The 17,446-nt window shown below is 64.3% G+C and carries 18 protein-coding genes; 12 read left to right on the plus strand and 6 right to left on the minus strand.

Annotation, left to right across the window (positions count from 1 at the left end):
• Window positions 1-13: 13 nt before the first annotated feature.
• On the plus strand, window positions 14-247 hold the full coding sequence (locus tag EOA49_RS06870) for a hypothetical protein (protein ID WP_164746687.1): 234 nt from the start codon (window positions 14-16) through the stop codon (window positions 245-247).
• Window positions 248-347: 100 nt separating this feature from the next.
• On the opposite strand, the gene EOA49_RS06875 is transcribed toward EOA49_RS06870, so the two are convergent.
• On the minus strand, window positions 348-1,367 hold the full coding sequence (locus EOA49_RS06875) for an LLM class flavin-dependent oxidoreductase (RefSeq protein ID WP_127239939.1): 1,020 nt from the start codon (window positions 1,365-1,367) through the stop codon (window positions 348-350).
• Window positions 1,368-1,534: 167 nt separating this feature from the next.
• A complete protein-coding gene (locus tag EOA49_RS06880; protein WP_127239938.1) occupies window positions 1,535-3,028 on the minus strand; it encodes an aldehyde dehydrogenase family protein in 1,494 nt (497 codons plus the stop codon).
• A gap of 204 nt (window positions 3,029-3,232) precedes the next feature.
• Here EOA49_RS06880 and EOA49_RS06885 point away from each other — a divergent pair, with 204 nt between their 5' ends.
• Both EOA49_RS06885 and EOA49_RS06890 read left to right on the plus strand, forming a co-directional pair.
• Window positions 3,233-3,994, plus strand: coding sequence for a COG4280 domain-containing protein (locus EOA49_RS06885; RefSeq protein WP_127239937.1), 762 nt, complete (start codon window positions 3,233-3,235; stop codon window positions 3,992-3,994).
• Between the two features lie 91 nt (window positions 3,995-4,085).
• Window positions 4,086-4,304 carry a hypothetical protein gene (locus tag EOA49_RS06890; RefSeq protein WP_127239936.1) on the plus strand — a complete coding sequence of 73 codons (219 nt, stop codon included), beginning with the start codon at window positions 4,086-4,088 and terminating at the stop codon, window positions 4,302-4,304.
• Between the two features lie 39 nt (window positions 4,305-4,343).
• Here the strand turns inward: EOA49_RS06890 and EOA49_RS06895 are convergent, their stop codons facing one another.
• A complete protein-coding gene (locus tag EOA49_RS06895; RefSeq protein WP_127239935.1) occupies window positions 4,344-4,529 on the minus strand; it encodes a hypothetical protein in 186 nt (61 codons plus the stop codon).
• Between the two features lie 119 nt (window positions 4,530-4,648).
• Window positions 4,649-5,203, minus strand: a complete 555-nt coding sequence (locus EOA49_RS06900; RefSeq protein WP_245460557.1) for an isoprenylcysteine carboxylmethyltransferase family protein — start codon at window positions 5,201-5,203, stop codon at window positions 4,649-4,651.
• A 274-nt stretch (window positions 5,204-5,477) separates the two neighbouring features.
• Here EOA49_RS06900 and EOA49_RS06905 point away from each other — a divergent pair, with 274 nt between their 5' ends.
• From EOA49_RS06905 to EOA49_RS06915, 3 genes are read left to right on the plus strand one after another with little or no spacing between them, the layout of a single operon-like run.
• Entirely contained in the window at window positions 5,478-6,155 is a 678-nt protein-coding gene (locus tag EOA49_RS06905; protein ID WP_066991553.1) for a winged helix-turn-helix domain-containing protein, read from the plus strand.
• 56 nt (window positions 6,156-6,211) lie between these two features.
• Window positions 6,212-6,592, plus strand: a complete 381-nt coding sequence (locus tag EOA49_RS06910) for a YkvA family protein (RefSeq protein ID WP_127239934.1) — start codon at window positions 6,212-6,214, stop codon at window positions 6,590-6,592.
• A 4-nt stretch (window positions 6,593-6,596) separates the two neighbouring features.
• Window positions 6,597-7,976 carry a HAMP domain-containing sensor histidine kinase gene (locus EOA49_RS06915; protein ID WP_127239933.1) on the plus strand — a complete coding sequence of 460 codons (1,380 nt, stop codon included), beginning with the start codon at window positions 6,597-6,599 and terminating at the stop codon, window positions 7,974-7,976.
• A gap of 9 nt (window positions 7,977-7,985) precedes the next feature.
• Here EOA49_RS06915 and EOA49_RS06920 read toward each other — a convergent pair whose 3' ends face one another.
• The gene (locus EOA49_RS06920; RefSeq protein WP_067323547.1) at window positions 7,986-8,852 is read right to left on the minus strand and encodes a helix-turn-helix domain-containing protein; all 867 of its coding nucleotides are present in this window, start codon (window positions 8,850-8,852) and stop codon (window positions 7,986-7,988) included.
• A 106-nt stretch (window positions 8,853-8,958) separates the two neighbouring features.
• Between EOA49_RS06920 and EOA49_RS06925 the strand changes: the two genes are divergently transcribed.
• From EOA49_RS06925 to EOA49_RS06945, 5 genes are all read left to right on the plus strand, one after another.
• The gene (locus tag EOA49_RS06925) at window positions 8,959-10,227 is read left to right on the plus strand and encodes an extracellular solute-binding protein (protein WP_127239932.1); all 1,269 of its coding nucleotides are present in this window, start codon (window positions 8,959-8,961) and stop codon (window positions 10,225-10,227) included.
• Between the two features lie 267 nt (window positions 10,228-10,494).
• The gene (locus tag EOA49_RS06930) at window positions 10,495-11,355 is read left to right on the plus strand and encodes a sugar ABC transporter permease (RefSeq protein WP_095827377.1); all 861 of its coding nucleotides are present in this window, start codon (window positions 10,495-10,497) and stop codon (window positions 11,353-11,355) included.
• A complete protein-coding gene (locus tag EOA49_RS06935) occupies window positions 11,352-12,188 on the plus strand; it encodes a carbohydrate ABC transporter permease (protein WP_127239931.1) in 837 nt (278 codons plus the stop codon). Before EOA49_RS06930 ends, EOA49_RS06935 begins: the two co-directional genes overlap by 4 nt.
• Window positions 12,189-12,200: 12 nt before the next feature.
• The gene (ugpC, locus tag EOA49_RS06940; protein ID WP_127239930.1) at window positions 12,201-13,286 is read left to right on the plus strand and encodes a sn-glycerol-3-phosphate ABC transporter ATP-binding protein UgpC; all 1,086 of its coding nucleotides are present in this window, start codon (window positions 12,201-12,203) and stop codon (window positions 13,284-13,286) included.
• A gap of 55 nt (window positions 13,287-13,341) precedes the next feature.
• The gene (locus EOA49_RS06945; protein WP_127243101.1) at window positions 13,342-15,369 is read left to right on the plus strand and encodes an aldo/keto reductase; all 2,028 of its coding nucleotides are present in this window, start codon (window positions 13,342-13,344) and stop codon (window positions 15,367-15,369) included.
• A gap of 159 nt (window positions 15,370-15,528) precedes the next feature.
• On the opposite strand, the gene EOA49_RS06950 is transcribed toward EOA49_RS06945, so the two are convergent.
• Window positions 15,529-15,957 carry an Lrp/AsnC family transcriptional regulator gene (locus tag EOA49_RS06950; protein ID WP_127242181.1) on the minus strand — a complete coding sequence of 143 codons (429 nt, stop codon included), beginning with the start codon at window positions 15,955-15,957 and terminating at the stop codon, window positions 15,529-15,531.
• A 120-nt stretch (window positions 15,958-16,077) separates the two neighbouring features.
• Between EOA49_RS06950 and EOA49_RS06955 the strand changes: the two genes are divergently transcribed.
• Complete coding sequence (locus EOA49_RS06955) at window positions 16,078-17,181, plus strand: saccharopine dehydrogenase family protein (protein WP_127242182.1); 1,104 nt, start codon at window positions 16,078-16,080, stop codon at window positions 17,179-17,181.
• Window positions 17,182-17,446: the final 265 nt, after the last annotated feature.

The raw sequence follows: 17,446 nt of genomic DNA on the forward strand, positions 1-17,446 counted from the left end.
CATGGGAACTCTCATGGAACTGCTCATCAACGCGGCGAACATTCTTTACGTGATTGCCTACTTCACAATGGACATGCTGCGCCTGCGAATGCTCACCCTGACGGCGGCAACCTGCCTGGCAGTATACTTCTACTGCCAGCCCGTCCCGATGTTGAACGTCGTGGCATGGAACGTCTTCTTCATCGGCCTGAACGTGGTCCACATCACCCGGATCGTGCGCGAGCGGTACACTGGCGCAGCGAGCTGATTGCCGGTGGCAGTGCCTCAAAGCATCGGGTGCGCCGATTCGATCATGGCCCCGAAATCGAGTTTGGTCTCGCCTCGCGGCCGTCGAATCGCTCGATTGATCACCGCCAGCCGAGTGCCGGCGCGACGTGCTTCAGGATCGCCTCGATGACATGGGCGTTGTAGTCGACGCCGAGCTGGTTGGGCACGGTGAGAAGCAGCGTGTCGGCCTCGGCGATCGCCTCGTCTTGCCTGAGCTGCTCAACCAGCAGATCCGGCTCGGCGGCGTAGGTACGGCCGAAAACGGCGCGCTTTTCCGGCTCGATATAGCCAAAATGATCCTCGCCGTCGCTGCCGCCGAAATAGGCGCGGTCCATGTCGTTGACCAAGGCGAAGATGCTGCGGCTCACCGACACGCGCGGCTCGCGCGCATGGCCGGCTTCCTTCCAGGCTGCGCGGAAGGCTCTTATCTGCTCAGCCTGCTGGATGTGCAGCGGCTGGCCGCCCTCGTCGAATTTCAGCGTCGAGCTCTGCAGGTTCATGCCGAGCTTGGCCGCCCATTCGGCGGTGGCGTTGGTGGCCGCGCCCCACCAGATGCGTTCGCGCAGGCCGGCCGAGAACGGCTCGAGCCTGAGCAGCCCAGGGGGATTGGGAAACATCGGCCGCGGATTGGGCTGGGCGAAGCCTTCGCCGCGCAACAGATCGAGGAGGATCTCGGCGTGGCGGCGCGCCATGTCGGCATCGGTCTTGCCCTCTTCCGGCACGTAGCCGAAATAGCGCCAGCCATCGATCACCTGCTCGGGCGAGCCGCGGCTGATACCGAGCTGCAGCCGGCCGCCGGCGATGAGGTCGGCCGCACCCGCATCTTCGGCCATGTAGAGCGGGTTCTCGTAGCGCATGTCGATGACGGCGGTGCCGAGCTCGATACGCTTGGTCTTCGCGCCGGCCGCGGCAAGCAGCGGAAACGGCGAGGCGAGCTGGCGGGCGAAATGGTGGACGCGGAAATAGGCGCCGTCGGCGCCGAGCTCCTCGGCCGCGACTGCAAGGTCGATCGACTGCAGCAACGCGTCGGCGCCCGAGCGCGTGCCCGATTGCGGGGCGGGCGACCAGTGCCCGAACGACAGAAATCCGATCTTCTTCATGCGCTCCGTTCCGCGTCGGGCGGCCCGCTCAACCGCTCGTGGTCTTGTGTTGCTCCAGCGCAATACCAGGAAAACGTGCGACGGCGTTCCGCCGCGGAATTGCGCAATGCAACGCAAATAGTTGAAGCCGTGCGGCTATTCAACGAAACGCGACCGGATACAGACCGTCAATCGATCCGGATCCAGACGCCCTTGGTGTTGAGATATTCGTCGAGATGCTCGGCGCCGCCCTCGCGGCCGTAACCGCTCATCTTGTAGCCTCCGAACGGCACGGCCGGGTCGATCGCGTGATACGTGTTGACCCAGACCGAGCCGGCGCGCAGCCGGTTGGCGAGCTGGTGCGCCTTGCCGACATCCTTGGTGAACACGCCGGCGCCGAGACCGTAGGGCGTGTCGTTGCCGCGCCGCACCGCTTCGTCCAGCGTGTCGAAGGGCAGCGCCGAGATGATCGGCCCGAAGATTTCCTCGCGCGCGATGCGCATGCCGTCCGTGACGCCGGAAAACACGCCGGGCGTCATGAAATTGCCTGCGGCCAGCGCGCCCTTGGTGATGCGCTCACCACCTGTCACCAGCCGCGCGCCCTCGCGCGCGCCGTCCGCGATGAAGCCCGTCACGCGCTCGAGCTGTCTTGGCGAGATCAGCGGTCCGATCTCGGTCTCGGGGTCGGCGCCGTCGCCGATCCGCAGCTTTGCCGCGAAGGCCGCGACGCGTTCCACGAATTCGTCATAGATCGGCCGTTCGACGAAGAGCCGGGAGCCGGCGATGCAGACCTGGCCGGAATTCGCGAAGACCGACATGGCCGCCACCGGCACGGCGCGCTCGATGTCGGCATCGGCGAGCACGATCACCGGCGATTTGCCGCCTAGCTCCAGCGACACGCGCTTCATGTTGGCGGCCGAGGCGCGCAGAATCGCCTGGCCGGTGGCGGTCGAGCCGGTGAAGACCACCTTGTCGACATCCATATGCGCCGCGAGCGGCGCACCGGCTTCCGCGCCCGTGCCGGTCACGACGTTGACGACGCCCGGCGGCACGCCGGCCTCCTGCATCAGGTCGGCGATCAGAAGCGGCGTCAGCGGTGCCTCTTCCGACGGTTTCAGCACGATGGTGCAGCCGGTGGCCAGGGCTGGGCCGATCTTCCAGATCGAGGCGGCGGTGGGCGCATTCCACGGAATGATCGCGCCGACCACGCCGACCGGCTCCTTGCGCGTGTAGGAGACGATCTCGCCGGGCAGCGAATTGCCGATCGTCTGGCCGTGGATCGACGTCGCCATGCCGGCATAGAAGCGCAGCATGCCGAGCACGCGGTTCTTGTTGGCCAAAGTGCGGGTGATCGGCATCCCCATGTCGGTGGTGTCGGAAAGCGCCAACTCTTCCCAATGCCGTTCCATGAGATCGGCGATCTTCAACAGCAGCAGCTGGCGCTCATAGGGCTTGAAGCGGCTCCACGGTCCCTCGAAGGCGCGCCGCGCGGCGGCCACCGCCAGGTCGATGTCCTCGGAATCCGCAAGCGGCACGGTGCCCAGCACCGCGCCCGTGGCGGGGTTGCGCGTCTCGAATGTCCGGCCGCTCGCCGAATCGCGCCACTCACCGTCGATCATCATCTGCCGGTGCCGGCCGTCGATCGGCGTGCGCAGGGGAAGGTCTCTCACCGATAACGTCATCTGAAGCCGCTTCCTCTGATGAGCATGGCCTTATGCCACCGGCCTGCGCACGGGCGCAAGTTCGCCGCCGCGGTCGAGAATGTGCAGCCGGCGACGGCTGATTTGTCCATCCGCCATACTTTGTGCGTCATCGCCTGTTGAACAAGGCTGAACCGGCACCGCCTTCCCAAAAGGGCGGCGAAACACAGACCTCGGTGCCCATTCATGCATGAACTGACCCCCGTTCTCTCCACCGTGGCCGCTTCGTTCCTGGCGTCCTTTGTCGAGGTGGTCGAAGCCTTCACCATCGTGCTGGCCGTCGGCGTGACGCGCGGCTGGCGGCCGGCGCTGACAGGCGCCGTCTCGGCGCTCGCCGTGCTGGCGGCGCTGGTGCTGGCTTTCGGACCGCTGCTGCAGCTGATCCCGATCACGCTCCTGCAATTCGTGGTCGGCGTGCTTCTTATCCTGTTCGGCATGCGCTGGCTGCGCAAGGCGATCCTGCGCAGCGCCGGGATCATCGCGCTCCGCGACGAAGAGGCAGCCTTTTCCAGGGAAACCGACGCGCTGACCCGCCAGGCCAACGACCGTCGCGCCGGCTATCTGGCCGGCGTGGCGGCATTCAAGGCGGTGCTGCTCGAAGGGGTCGAGGTGGTGTTCATCGTCATTGCGGTCGGGACCGCGCATGGCCAGACGCTCTATGCCGGTCTCGGAGCGCTGGCCGCATTCGTGCTTGTAATGCTGATCGGCCTCGCCATGCACCGGCCGCTGGCGCGTGTGCCGGAAAATGCGCTCAAATTCGTCGTCGGCCTGATGCTGACCAGTTTCGGCGTGTTCTGGACAGGCGAAGGCCTCGGCGCCGAATGGCCGGGCGAGGATTTTGCGCTGCTTGCCATTTTCGTCGTCATCGCCGCGGCATCCTTCGCCATGGTGCGCTGGCTGCGCAACGTCTACGCGGCTGCTGCCAAAGCAATTCCAGGAAAAGCGTGAAGCGGTTTCCCGTGCGGAATTGCGGTCAAGGAAGAAACAGAGCGGTTTGCCGTTGCCCCGGAAATGGTGACCGCTCGAAGGGAATTGCCCGATGAAAATCGTCCGCCTCGTCCTGAAGGAGCTCGTCGGCATGTTCGTCGACGACGGCAGCCTTGCGCTTCTGGCACTGCTTCTGATCGCTTTGGTCGCCGGCGCCGTGAAGCTTCTGGCGCTGCCGCCGGTCGTCGGCGGCGCCCTGATCCTGATCGGCTGCCTGGCGATCCTTTGGGAAAGCACGAGGCGCGGCACGCGCGGCGGAGACAAAGGCTAAGCCGGCCTGATGGGTGGCGCGGGCGAAACGCGCCGCGCTTTAGACTCGCAGTGTGCGACTTTCCTCGCCGATCGCGCTTTTGACGAAAAGCTCGGCGTGCTCGGCCCACTGGATTTCTGTGACGTTGTTCTCGCGAACCGATCGCTTGAAAGCTTCCCGCAACGCGTCGAGTTCAAACACCGACAACCGTCCGAGCGTATCGTGTTTCGACGTGCGAATTTCCATCACGCAGCCCAACAGCCCAAGTCATAAAGAGGTATATGCTTCGCCAGCTCGGACTCAAGGCATTGCCCCTGACTTCTTTTGGGTGCAATCGCTGGGCTTTTTAAAGCGCCCAATCGCAATCAGTAGATTGTGAACAAGGTCGGCAGCATGCCGATCATACGAAAATGCTCGACCGCCTCGATAAGCGGAAAGAAGGCCAGAAAATATAGGCCGTCCCGGAACGTGCTTTTCAGCGCGCTGGTGGAAAAGACCCAGTGGTCCTCGTCGCGGTAGAGCATCGGATTCGGCCAGAAACGCGGCGTCCGCTCGGCATAGGCCGTGTAGGCGGCGCCGAACTTGCCGGACAGGAACTCGGCCTCCCGGCCGGCGGTGAACCGGAAGACGAGGAAGCTTGCAAGCCCAAGCATCGCCGCGGCCAGCACCGATCCGAACATCAGCCCGATACCCACCGCTCCGATGATCGAGAAGAAATAGAGCGGATTGCGGCTCATCGAGAACGGACCGGAGACGACCAGCTCGTCGTTCTTCCTGCCGCCGACATAAAGAATGCTCCACAGCCGGCCGAGAAAGCAGACGAGCACGAAGCCGAAGCCGGCCGTCTCCATCAGCTCGTGTCCGCTCGAGCCCTCGCTGAGGAACGGCTTGGCAAACAGCAGCAAGACGATGGCCGTCACTGCGGCGACCTGGACGACGATCAGGCGCTTGTGCTGGTCGAAGGCCTTTGGCGCTTACTTGAGCGATGTGTAAGCCATTCGATTTGAGTCACTCCGGCCGGGCCAGCGCTCCCCTAACCTTTCTCGCGCCCGGCGGCGAGGTCTTCCCATTATTTTCGATCATTCTTACGAATTTGTAAGGACCCGGACAGGCCTGCGTAAGTCCGGCTTGTGGGAATGGGGCCTCGCCGATGCTACCGTGCCGCTTGAACTCGACACCGGACGATAGGCCAAGATGCGACTGCTGCTGGTTGAGGATGACCCAAGGACTGCCGACTACATCGTCAGGGGACTGAGCGAGGCCGGGCACGCCTGCGATCTCCTGCGCAATGGCCACGAAGCGCTCGCCGCGGCAACCCGCAATGCCTATGACGTCATCGTTGCCGACCGTATGGTCCCCGGTCTCGACGGCCTGTCGATGATCAAGGCGGTGCGAGCGGCGGGCATCAAGACGCCGGCGATATTCCTGACCTCGATCGGCGGCGTCGACGACCGGGTGGAAGGGCTGGAGGCCGGCGGCGACGACTATCTGGTCAAGCCCTTCGCCTTTTCCGAACTGCTTGCCCGCATCAACGCGCTCGGCCGGAGGCCGGCGGCGCAGGAGCAGAAGACCAGCCTTCGTGTTGCCGACCTCGAAATGGACCTGATCATGCGGCGCGTGACCAGGCAGGGCAGGACCATCGACCTGCAGCCCCGGGAGTTCAGCCTGCTCGAAGTGCTGATGCGCGGCGAGGGCCGGGTGATTACCCGCACCATGCTTCTGGAGCGCGTCTGGGACTTCCATTTCGACCCCAAGACCAGCGTCGTCGAAACCCATATCAGCCGGCTCAGGGCCAAGGTCGACAGGCCGTTCGACGTGCCGCTCATCCATACCGTGCGCAACACCGGCTACAGCCTGCACGCGCAGGGTTGACGATCCATGCCTGATCGCATCTCGCGCCTCCGGCCGGCTGTCCGTATATAAGCGACATGGCGATGCTGGACTCCACAAGGCAATGGGCGCTTCGCATGAAGCGAGACGTCGTGGCGCTCTGGCTTGCCGCCCGCGATCCACGCGTCCCCTGGTACGCAAAGGTCGTGGCCGGCGCGGTCGCGGCCTATGCGCTGAGCCCCGTCGACCTCATTCCGGATTTCATTCCGATCATCGGCTATCTGGACGATCTTGTAATCGTTCCGCTCGGCATCCTGCTTGCGGTAAAGCTGGTTCCGGCCGGGCTCATGCGGGAATTCCGCAACACCGCCACGCGCAGCACCCGGCCGGTCAGCCTGACCGGTCTGATCTTCATGATTGCCGTCTGGATCGTGGCGGCCCTGGCCCTGCTATGGCTGTTCTGGCCGAGCCCCGCCTGAAACGATGAAGGAAGCACGCCCCAGCCTGCTGCGCAGCACGCCGTTCCGCCTGGCACTGACCTTTGCCTTCCTTTTCGTGCTCGCCTTCATCCTGTCCGGCGCGGTCGTCTATCAGCTGATGAGCGCCGATCTGGCGAGGCGGCTCGATAAGTCCATCAAGGAGACCTATTCGGTCGTTGCCCTGACCTATGCCGCCAACGACAAGGAGGATCTTGTCGCCTCGGTCAACAACAACGCCGACCTCAGCCCCGACAAGGACCAGCTTTTCTCGCTGACCGACCCCGCCGGCAACCGTCTGGCAGGCGATTTCACCGCCTCCGGCCTGCCCGACGGTTTCTCGATGTTCGCCGCCAGATTGCCGGGCGTGCCGCCCGACACGATGTACCGCGCCTATACCGGCGAGGTCGGCGGCAACAATCTGACGGTTGCCTTCTCGCTTGCCGAGACGGACGAGTTGAAGACCATCGTGCTGATGAGCTTCGGCTGGGGCACGCTGTTTATCACCGGGCTCGCCATTGCCGGCGGCGCCCTGCTCGCCTCGCGCGTCCAGCGGCGGCTCGACGGCATTGCCGCCACCATGGTCGACGTCTCGCACGGACGGCTCGACGCGCGCATCCCGTTGACCGGAAATGGCGACGACATCGACGCCGTGTCCACCCAGGTGAACGCAGCCCTCGACCGCTTGTCGGGCCTGGTCGACGGCATGCGGGAGGTGAGCGCCAACATCGCGCACGACCTGAAGACGCCGCTCAACCGCCTGCAGATGATCCTGGAGCAGGCTGCCGACAAGACCGCCTCCGGCGAGACCGTTTCAGCCGAGCTGGCCGATGCGCGCAGCGAAAGCCGGCAGATCAACGACACCTTCGATGCGCTGCTGCGCATCGCTCAGATCGAGGCCGGCGCGCGCAAGGCCCGCTTTGTCGATCTCGACGTCGGCAGTGTCGTCGACACCATCGGCGAGGTCTATGCCGACGTCGCCGAGGATGACGGAAAATCGTTGTCGACGACGCTCGTTCCGGACACCAAATGGTACGTCCACGGGGACCGCGACCTGCTGATGCAGATGCTCGCCAACCTAGTCGAGAACGCGCTCAGGCACTGTCCCCCCGGCACAGCGATCGAGCTGTCGGTGACAAAGCAGGGCGAGCGTGTCCTCGTCCATGTCCGCGACGATGGGCCCGGCATTCCGGCCGGCGAGCGCGAAAAGGTCTTTCAGCGGCTTTACCGGCTGGATTCCAGCCGCACGACGCCGGGCAGCGGCCTCGGCCTAAGCCTCGTCAAGGCGGTCGCCGACCTGCATGGCGCGTCGATCACGCTGGAGGACAACCATCCAGGGCTTGCCGTCATCGTCGACTTCCCCGCGGTGAGGGAGCCGGCCGCCTGACGGCGGGCTTCAGCGCACGCCCGCCCTGCGAAAATCGGAGGGCGACATGCCGGCAAGCTTGCGGAACGACTTGTTGAAGGCGCTGAGCGAGCCGAAGCCCGAGTCCATGGCGACCTTCAGCACATTGGCGCCCTCATGCATCAAAAGCGCCTGGGCATAGCTCAGCCGCAGCAGATTGACATATTCGTTGAGCGTCATGCCGGTCGATTTCTTGAACAGGCTCATGGCGTATTTCGGATGGATGTCGGCCGCCGCCGCGATGTTCACGCAGTCGATGTCGTAGAGGAAATTCTCGGCGATGAAATCGCACATGCGCCCGACATTTCGCGAGGACTGCTGGTCGAAGGCGCTGCCGGCGCCGTGTCCGGACGCGGTTGCCGGCACCAGCCGGTACGGCTCGAAGCGCACGCGCTCCAACCGCAAGAGCAGCTCGTTGACGGCGTGTTCGGCCTTGGCCGCATCGCCCGAGCGCGCATACTCGTTCCACCGCTTGAAATTGTCGTTGTCGGACTGGTCGGTGGCATTCGTCACCAGCGTCGCGCCCGTCATCAGCCGATGCCGGACATCGGCCGGCAGATGCAGCCTGAAGAAATGCACCAGCGGCAGATGCGCGCCGGCATAGATGGCGTCATCGGTGAGATCATCCATCTGGTGCGGCAGCCCGCCCCAGAACAGGCACATCTCACCGGCAGAGAGCGCGATCTCATGCTCGGCCATGCGGTAGTGCACGCTGCCGCGCACGATGAAGTTGACCTCGACCTGGGCGTGCCAATGCGGCTTCAGCATCACCAACGGCTGGTTGTGGAACATCTGCAAGGCCAGCGGCAGGCCTTCGACGCTGCTCGCGCCTGGCTGGTAGAACGGACGCTCCGGCATCTTACTTTCCGCCAATTTCTTATTCCCTTTGTCGGGGACAAGCCTTCCGCGCCGCATAATCTAGCCAGGCTCACGGTGAGAGAGCAAACGAAATGGGAGGATTTCAATGCGCACCACACTGACCTGCGCCGCGCTTTTGCTTGCCCTGGGCTCCGGCCCCGCTTTGGCGCAATCCGGCGAACTCACGATCTGGAGCTGGAACATCGCCGCTTCGTCGCTGAAGGCCACCGTCGAGGGCTTCAACAAGAAGTACCCCGACATCAAGGTCACCGTTCAGGACCTCGGCAACCAGCCGACCTATGACAAGTCGATCGCCGGCTGCGCCGCCGGTGGCGTCGGTCTGCCCGACATCGTCTCGATCGAGAACGGCGAGGCCGAGAATTACTGGAGCCAGTTCCCGGACTGCTTCGTCGACCTGCACACGCTGGGCTACAGCGCGGAAGACCAGAAGAAATTCCCCGATTTCAAGCGCACCGAGCTCGAGGTCGGCGACAAGGCCTATGCGATGCCCTGGGATTCCGGCCCGGTCGCCGTCTTCTACCGCCGCGACTTCTACGAGAAGGCCGGTGTCGACCCCGCATCGATCAAGACCTGGGATGATTTCATCGCCGCCGGCAAGAAGATCCAGGCCGCCAACCCCGGCGTCATAATGACCAACGCCGACTTCAACGGCGATACCGAATTCTTCCGCATGATCTCCAACGAGCAGGGCTGCGCCTATTTCGCCGAGGACGGCCAGTCGATCACGGTCAACCAGCCGAAATGCGTCGACGCCATGACCAAGGTCAAGGAAATGAAGGACGCCGGCATCGTTTCTTCCGCCGACTGGTCGACCAAGATCACCAACAACACCGCCGGCACGGTCGCCACCCAGGTCTATGGCGGCTGGTATGAGGGCACGATTCGAACCGAATCGCCGAAGGAAAGCGGCAAATGGGGCGTCTACCTGATGCCGAGCCTGACCGCCGACGGCCCGCGCGCCGCCAATCTCGGCGGCTCCTCTTTGGCCATCACCTCGGCCAGCAAGAACAAGGAAGCGGCCTACGCCTATCTGAAATACACGCTGGAGACCAATGAAGGTCAGATCACCATGCTGAAGGATTTCGGCCTGGTGCCGTCGCTGATTTCCGCGCTCGACGATTCTTACGTCGCGCAGGGCCAGCCCTATTGGGGCGGCCAGGCGGTCTGGAAGGATATCCTCGCCACGCTGCCGAAGGTCGTGCCGAGCCGCGGCACGCAGTTCCAGAGCGATGCCGAGATCATCGTGCGGGCCGTGCAGACCAAGTATCTTGCCGGCGGCTATCCCGATGCCAAGGCCGCACTCGACGACGCCGCCAGCCAGATCGCCTCTGCGACGGGCCTGCCGGTCAAGTGAGCGTCGCTTTTCCTTCTCCCCTTGTGGGAGAAGGTGGATTGGCGCGTAGCGCCAAGACGGATGAGGGGTGTTGGACGGATTGCCGTCGTTGCCAAGCTGGAACACCCCTCATCCGGCCGCTTCGCGGCCACCCTCTCCCACAAGGGGAGAAGGCAAGACAGGGCAGCGCCTGCATCGACCATTGGCACTGCTCCAGCAATTCAACACATGATCAACACCGCGCCCGCTAGGAAGGCGCGACCCGAAACTGGAAGGAGGAGGAACACGATGCGCTACCGCAACGCCGCCGCGTATCGCTTCCTCACGCCTTATCTCCTGATCTTCGCCATCTTCTGGATCTGGCCGATCATCAGCTCCTTCCTGATCTCCTTCCAGGCGACCCGCACCGTGCCGTGGCGCTTCGCGCCGACCTTCAACTGGGGCCGCCTGATCGGCGACCCCGCCTTCTTCAACGCGCTGAAGAACACGCTGCTTATCCTCGTCATCCAGGTTCCGGTGATGATCTCGCTGGCGGTCGTGATGGCGGTGCTTTTGAATTCGCCGCTGCTCAAGGCGCGCGGCCTCTACCGCTTTGCGTTCTTCGCCCCCGTCGTGGTCGGCGAGGTCGCCTATTCGGCGGTGTTCCGGCTGATGTTCAGCCTCGATTTCGGCATCGTCAACAAGCTGTTGAGCAGCGTCGGCCTGGAGAAGATCGACTGGTTCTCCAACGTCACGCCGGCCATGGCACTGATCATGATCGCGGTGACCTGGCGCTGGGCCGGCTACAACGCCATCATCATTCTTGCCGGCCTGCAATCCATTCCCGATGACGTCTACGAGGCCGCCACGCTCGACCGCGTCAGCAAGGTGAAGCAGTTCTTTTACATCACCCTGCCGCTGTTGAAGCCGGTCATCGTCTTTTGCGCCGTGCTGTCGATCATCGGCACCATGCAGCTCTTCACCGAGCCCTTCCTGATCACCGAACGCGGCGGGCCGGGCGGCGGCACCGAAACCCTTGGCCTCTTGCTTTACCGCCAGGGCTTCCGCTCGCTCAATTTCGGCTATGCCTCGGCGATCGCCTACACCATGGCGGGCCTCGCCATCGCCATCACGCTAGTGCAGCTCTGGCTGACGAGGGAGCCGAAATGACCTCGCGCTCGCAAAGGCGGCTCGGACGCAGCATCCTGCTGCATCTCGTCCTGACGCCGCTGGCGCTGATCTGGCTGTTCCCGCTGTGGATGATGGTGGTGTTCTCCACCATGCCCGACAACGGCATCTTCAGCCCCGGCATCGTGCTTCTGCCGCATGACGGCTTCCTCGACAATTTCAACAATCTGCAGCGCGACACCAATTTCGTTGGCGCGATCGGCATCTCGGTCTCGGTGGCTGTGACCTACACCTTTCTTTCGGTGCTGCTCACCTCGATGGCCGGTTGGGCGCTGGCGCGCTACGACTTCCTCGGCAAGGGCATGGTGGTGGCGATCATCTTCGGCACCATCACGCTTCCCTACGCCGTGGTGCTGATCCCGCAATTCATCATGGTGGCGCGCGACTTCCAGCTCGCCAACACCTGGATCGCGCTGATCGTGCCGCCGCTGTTCAATTCGATCGGCGTGCTCTTCATGCGCCAGGCCTTTTCGATGATGCCGGCCGAGCTGTTCGACGCGGCGAGGGTCGAAGGCGTGAAGGAATGGCGCATCTTTCTGTTCGTGGCGCTGCCTTTGGCGCGGCCGATGCTGGCGGCCCTCGCCATCATCCTCTTCCTCGCCTCGTGGAATAACTATCTCTGGCCGCTTTTGATCAACAGCCAGCCCGGCGCGATGACGGCGCCGGTGGCGCTCGGCACCCTGATCGGCCTGACCAAGGTGTCCTGGGGCGGCATCATGGCCGGCGCCGTCATGCTGACCGTGCCGATGCTGATCGTCTTCGTGCTGCTGCAGCGCCATTTCATCGCCGGCATCGCCGCCGGCGCGGTCAAATAGGATAGGAACGAGATGGCCGCCGTCACCCTCACCAATGTCGTCAAGCGTTTCGGCACCTTCGAGGTCGTCCATGGCGCCAATATCGACATTACCGATGGCGAGTTCGTCGTCTTCGTCGGCCCCTCGGGATGCGGCAAGTCCACGCTTCTTCGCATGGTCGCCGGGCTGGAGGACATCAGCGGCGGCGAGATCGCCATCGGCGGCAAGGTGGTCAACGATGTCGAGCCGGCCGACCGCGGCATCGCCATGGTGTTCCAGTCTTACGCGCTCTATCCGCACATGACGGTGGAGCAGAATCTGAGCTTCGGCCTGCGCATGAACGGCAATCCGAAGGCCGACACCGAACGGCGGGTCAAGCGCGCCGCCGAAATTCTTTGCATAGACGAGCTGATGCAGCGTCGGCCGAAGCAATTGTCCGGCGGCCAGCGCCAGCGCGTCGCCATCGGCCGCGCCATCGTGCGCGAGCCGCAGGTCTTCCTGTTCGACGAGCCGCTTTCGAATCTCGACGCCGAGCTGCGGGTGCAGATGCGTGTCGAGATCTCGCGCCTGCACAAGGAGCTCGGCGTCACCATGATCTATGTGACGCACGACCAGACCGAGGCGATGACGCTGGCCGACCGCATCGTCGTGCTCAAGGCCGGCAATGTCGAGCAGATCGGCGCCCCGCTCGACCTTTACGACAATCCGGCCAACCGTTTCGTCGCCGGTTTCATCGGTTCCCCGAAGATGAATTTCATCGCGGCGAAGGTCGTCGATTTGTCCAACAGCGCCGCGACCGTCGAGCTCGTCAATCATGGCGGCGCCAGGCTGCGCAAGCCGCTCTGCGGCCCCTTGCCGGCGCCCGGCGCGGAGGTCGTGCTCGGCGTCAGGCCGGAGCATTTCTTCGAGGCCGGCGAGGGCGACTGCGACATTCCGGTGAAGGCCGACGTCGCCGAGCATCTGGGCTCGGTCAGCTATGTCTACGCCGATGCCGGGCCGGAGGAGCTGATCATCGAGCGCGAGGCCAGGCGCCAGCGCGCCGGCAGCGACCACTTCACCGTCTCGATCAAGGCCGAGCGCTCGCTGCTCTTCGACAAGACAGGCGCCAGGATTCGCTGACTTTCCTTTCTGCCCGATCGCGAAGGCGTGGCGGCGACCGCATGGAGAATTCGACATGACATCCGGAAAAATTCGCTGGGGCATTCTCGGACCCGGCAGCATCGCCAAATCCTTTGCCGGCGGCCTGGCACAGTCGCGCACCGGCGAGCTGGTCGCGCTCGGCGCTCGCAATCCCGGCAAGCCGGGCCTTGCCGAGACGTTTCCGGGCGCGCGCATCCTTGACGGCTATGACGCGCTGCTTGCCGACGAGGACGTCGATGCGGTCTATATTTCGATCCCGCATCCAGGCCATGCCGAATGGGCGATCAAGGCGGCAGAGGCCGGCAAGCATGTGCTGTGCGAAAAGCCGCTGGCGCTCACCGCCTTCGAGGCCGACGCCATGATGCATGCGGCGCGAAAAGCGGGCACCTTCCTGGGCGAAGCTTTCATGTACCGGCTGCATCCGCAGACGCTGCAGCTGGTCGAGCTGATCAAATCGGGCGCCATCGGCGAGGTCCGCATGATCAAGTCGAGCTTCGGCTTCCCTATGCCGGGCTTCATGCCGGAGCACCGGCTCTACGCCAACGAGCTGGCCGGCGGCGGCATCCTCGACGTCGGCGGCTACCCGGTCTCGATGGCGCGGCTGATTGCCGGCGCCGCGGCGGGAAAGCCTTTCCTCGAGCCGGACAAGGTCGTCGGTGCGGGCCATCTCGGCCAGTCCGGCGTCGATGAATGGGCCTCGGCGCTGCTCCATTTCCCCGGCGGCATCGTCGCCGAGGTCTCGTGCAGCATCTCGCTTAACCAGGACAATGTCCTGCGCATTTTCGGCACCAACGGCCAAATCGAGGTGCCGGACTTCTGGTTCGCCGGTGGCAACCGCGATGTCGGACCGGGCCGGATCGAGGTGATCCGGTCCGGCGGCACGCGCGAGGTGATCAGTGTCAACGAGACCCGCCACCTCTATTCCTTCGAGGTTGACGCCGCCGACGAGGCGATCCTGGCCGGCCGCCAGGAATTCGCCTGGCCGGGCATGGGCTGGACCGACAGCCTGGGCACGTTGCGCGTTCTCGACAAATGGCGCGCCGCCGTCGGGCTGGAATACGAGATCGAAAGGCCGGCTAAGCGCGTCAACACCATCTCCGGCCGGCCGATCGGCGCCAACGGCACAGCCATCGGCAAACGCGCGATTCCGGGCCTGCCGAAGCCCGTCTCGCGCCTGGCGCTCGGCTTCGAGGATTTCCGCACCTTCTCCTCGGGCTCGATCCTGCTCGACGCTTATTTCGAAGCCGGCGGCAACCTGTTCGACACCGGCTTCGTCTATGGCGCCGGCTACACCGAGACGCTGCTCGGGCAATGGCTGAGCAATCGCGGCGTGCGCCAGCAGTCGGTCATCATCGCCAAGGGCGCGCACACGCCGCTCTGCTATCCCGATGTGATCGGCAAGCAGCTTGCCCAGTCGCTCGACCGGCTGCGGACCGACCATGTCGACATCTATTTCATGCATCGCGACAATCCGGACGTGCCGGTCGGCGAGTTCGTCGATGCCATGGACCGCGAGGTCAAGGCCGGCCGCATCCGCGGCCTGTTCGGCGGCTCCAATTGGACGATGGAGCGTATGGACGCGGCGATCGCCTATGCCGAACGCACCGGCAAGCAGAAGCCCGGCGCGCTTTCCAACAATTTTTCGCTGGCCGAGATGCTGGAGCCGATCTGGGCCGGCTGCATCACCTCTTCCACCGACGATTGGAAAGCTTGGCTGACGGCGCGGCAGATGCCCAACTTCGCCTGGTCGAGCCAGGGCCGCGGCTTCTTCACCGACCGCGCTGGCCGCGACCGCACCGACAATGAAGAGCTGGTGCGGGTCTGGTATTCGGAAAAGAACTTCGGCCGCCGCGACCGCGCCATCGAACTTGCAAGCAGGCTCGGCAAAAGCCCGATCCATGTCGCGCTCGCCTATGTCCTGGCGCAGCCCTTCCCGTCCGTTCCCCTGATCGGCCCGCGCACGCTGGACGAGCTGGAGGACAGCCTCAAGGCGCTGGATATCGCCCTGTCGCCGGACGATCTGGAGTGGCTGGACAACGGGCCGGAGAGACGGAGGGCGTAGCGCCAATCTCCCCCTGAGGGGGAGATGGCCGCAAAGCGGCCAGAGGGGGGTCGGTCCGACTGGGCTCGGCCTGCTGCGGCAGATGGAGGTTGGCGCTCCACGCGAGGCGATCCCCTCTGGCCTGCCCCGCAAGGGGGGAGATCACCAGTTTCGCTGCCCTCACCGATCAACCCGCGTCGACAAAATAATCGACGACGACGTCCGCTCCACTCCCTCCATTGCCCCGATCTGATCGAGCAGCGCGTCGAGATCGCGGATCGACGGCGCGTCGACGATGACGATCATGTCGAAATTGCCGCTCACCGAATGCACCGTCCGGACCGGCGGCATCGCCTCCAGGCTACGTACCACCTTGTCGGCGAGTTTCGGCGTGACGGTGAGCAGCACATGCGCCTTGACCAGACCCTGCTCATAGTCGGGCGACAGCCTGACGCCGTAGCCGGTGATGATGCCGCGCTGCTCCAGCCGCTCGATCCGGCTCTGCACCGTGGTGCGCGACACGCCGAGCTTTCTCGCCAGCTCGGCGGTGGAGGCGCGCGCGTTGGCGCGCAGCAGCGTCAGCAGGGCCTGTTCAGCTTCACTGATCATTTCGACGAAACCCTTCGGCAAATTGCGCTATGCTGAGTTTCATTTTGCCAGATTCCGAGCTTCCTTTCGACAGGCAAGCTACGATGATTCCTGCCAATTCAAACTGGCAGGGGTATCGTCATGAAAAACATTGTTGTCGTCGGCGCCGGCAAGATCGGCTCGACCATCGCTGAAATGCTTACCACCACGGGCGACTACCGCGTCATGGTGGTCGACCGCTCGGCGGCCCAGCTCGCCGCAGCCGAATTGCCGGCCGGCATCGAGACCAAGGAGCTCGACATCGCCCTGCCCGGCGCGCTTGAGGCAGCGCTTGCCGGCAAATTCGCCGTGCTGAGCGCCGCGCCCTTCCACCTCACCACCCGCATCGCCGAAGCTGCCGCGAAGGCAGGCGTGCATTATCTCGACCTCACCGAGGACGTCGCCAGCACTAGGCGCGTCAAGGAACTGGCGCGCGACGCCAAGAGCGCCTTCATCCCGCAATGTGGCCTGGCGCCGGGCTTCATCTCGATCGTCGCCAACGATCTGGCCAGCCGCTTCGACACGCTGGAAAGCGTGCGCATGCGCGTCGGCGCGCTGCCGCAATATCCGTCGAATGCGTTGAACTACAATCTCACCTGGAGCACCGACGGCGTCATCAACGAATATTGCGAGCCATGCGAGGCGATCGTCGAGGGCGAGCTGGTCGAGGTGCCGCCGCTAGAGGAGCGCGAGGAATTCTCGCTCGACGGCGTCACTTATGAGGCTTTCAATACCTCCGGCGGTCTCGGCACTCTGGCCGAGACGCTGAAGGGCAAGGTGCGGACCCTGAACTACCGCACCATCCGCTATCCCGGCCATGCCGCGATCATGAAGGCGCTGCTCAACGACCTCGGGCTGCGCCACCGCCGCGACGTGCTGAAGGACATTTTCGAGAGCGCCCTGCCGGCGACGCTGCAGGATGTCGTCATCGTCTTCGTCACCGTCTCGGGCCGCCGCAACGGTCGCCTGCTGCAGGAGACCTACGCCAACAAGATCTATTCGCACCGCGTCGGCAACCTCGTTCGCAGCGCCATCCAGATCACCACCGCCTCCGGCATCTGCGCCGTGCTCGACATGCTGGCCGACGGCACGCTGCCGGCGAAAGGTTTCGTCCGGCAGGAAGACATCGCGCTCGACGCATTTCTGGCCAACCGCTTCGGCCGAGCCTACGCCCAGCACGAGACGGCGAGCCGCCTGGCGGGCTGAGCTGTGTGATCTCCCCCTTTGAGGGGGAGATGTCGCCGAAGGCGACAGAGGGGGGTCCTCTCAGCCAGTGCAGCGCATGTGAAAGCCAAAGAGGAAGTCAGCGCTTCACGCGCGGCGACCCCCTCTGGCCTGCCGGCCATCTCCCCCCTCGAGGCAGGGCTATCGCATATGAGTAAAGAGTTCATAGAAGAAGTCTTTGCTCCAGTTGGCCCTGCGCATCTTGCTGGCGATTGGTTTGTCGAGGGGATGGGCAGCCAAGATGTTT

The organism is Mesorhizobium sp. M1A.F.Ca.IN.020.04.1.1, from assembly GCF_003997315.1.
In the GTDB taxonomy this organism is placed as follows: domain Bacteria; phylum Pseudomonadota; class Alphaproteobacteria; order Rhizobiales; family Rhizobiaceae; genus Mesorhizobium.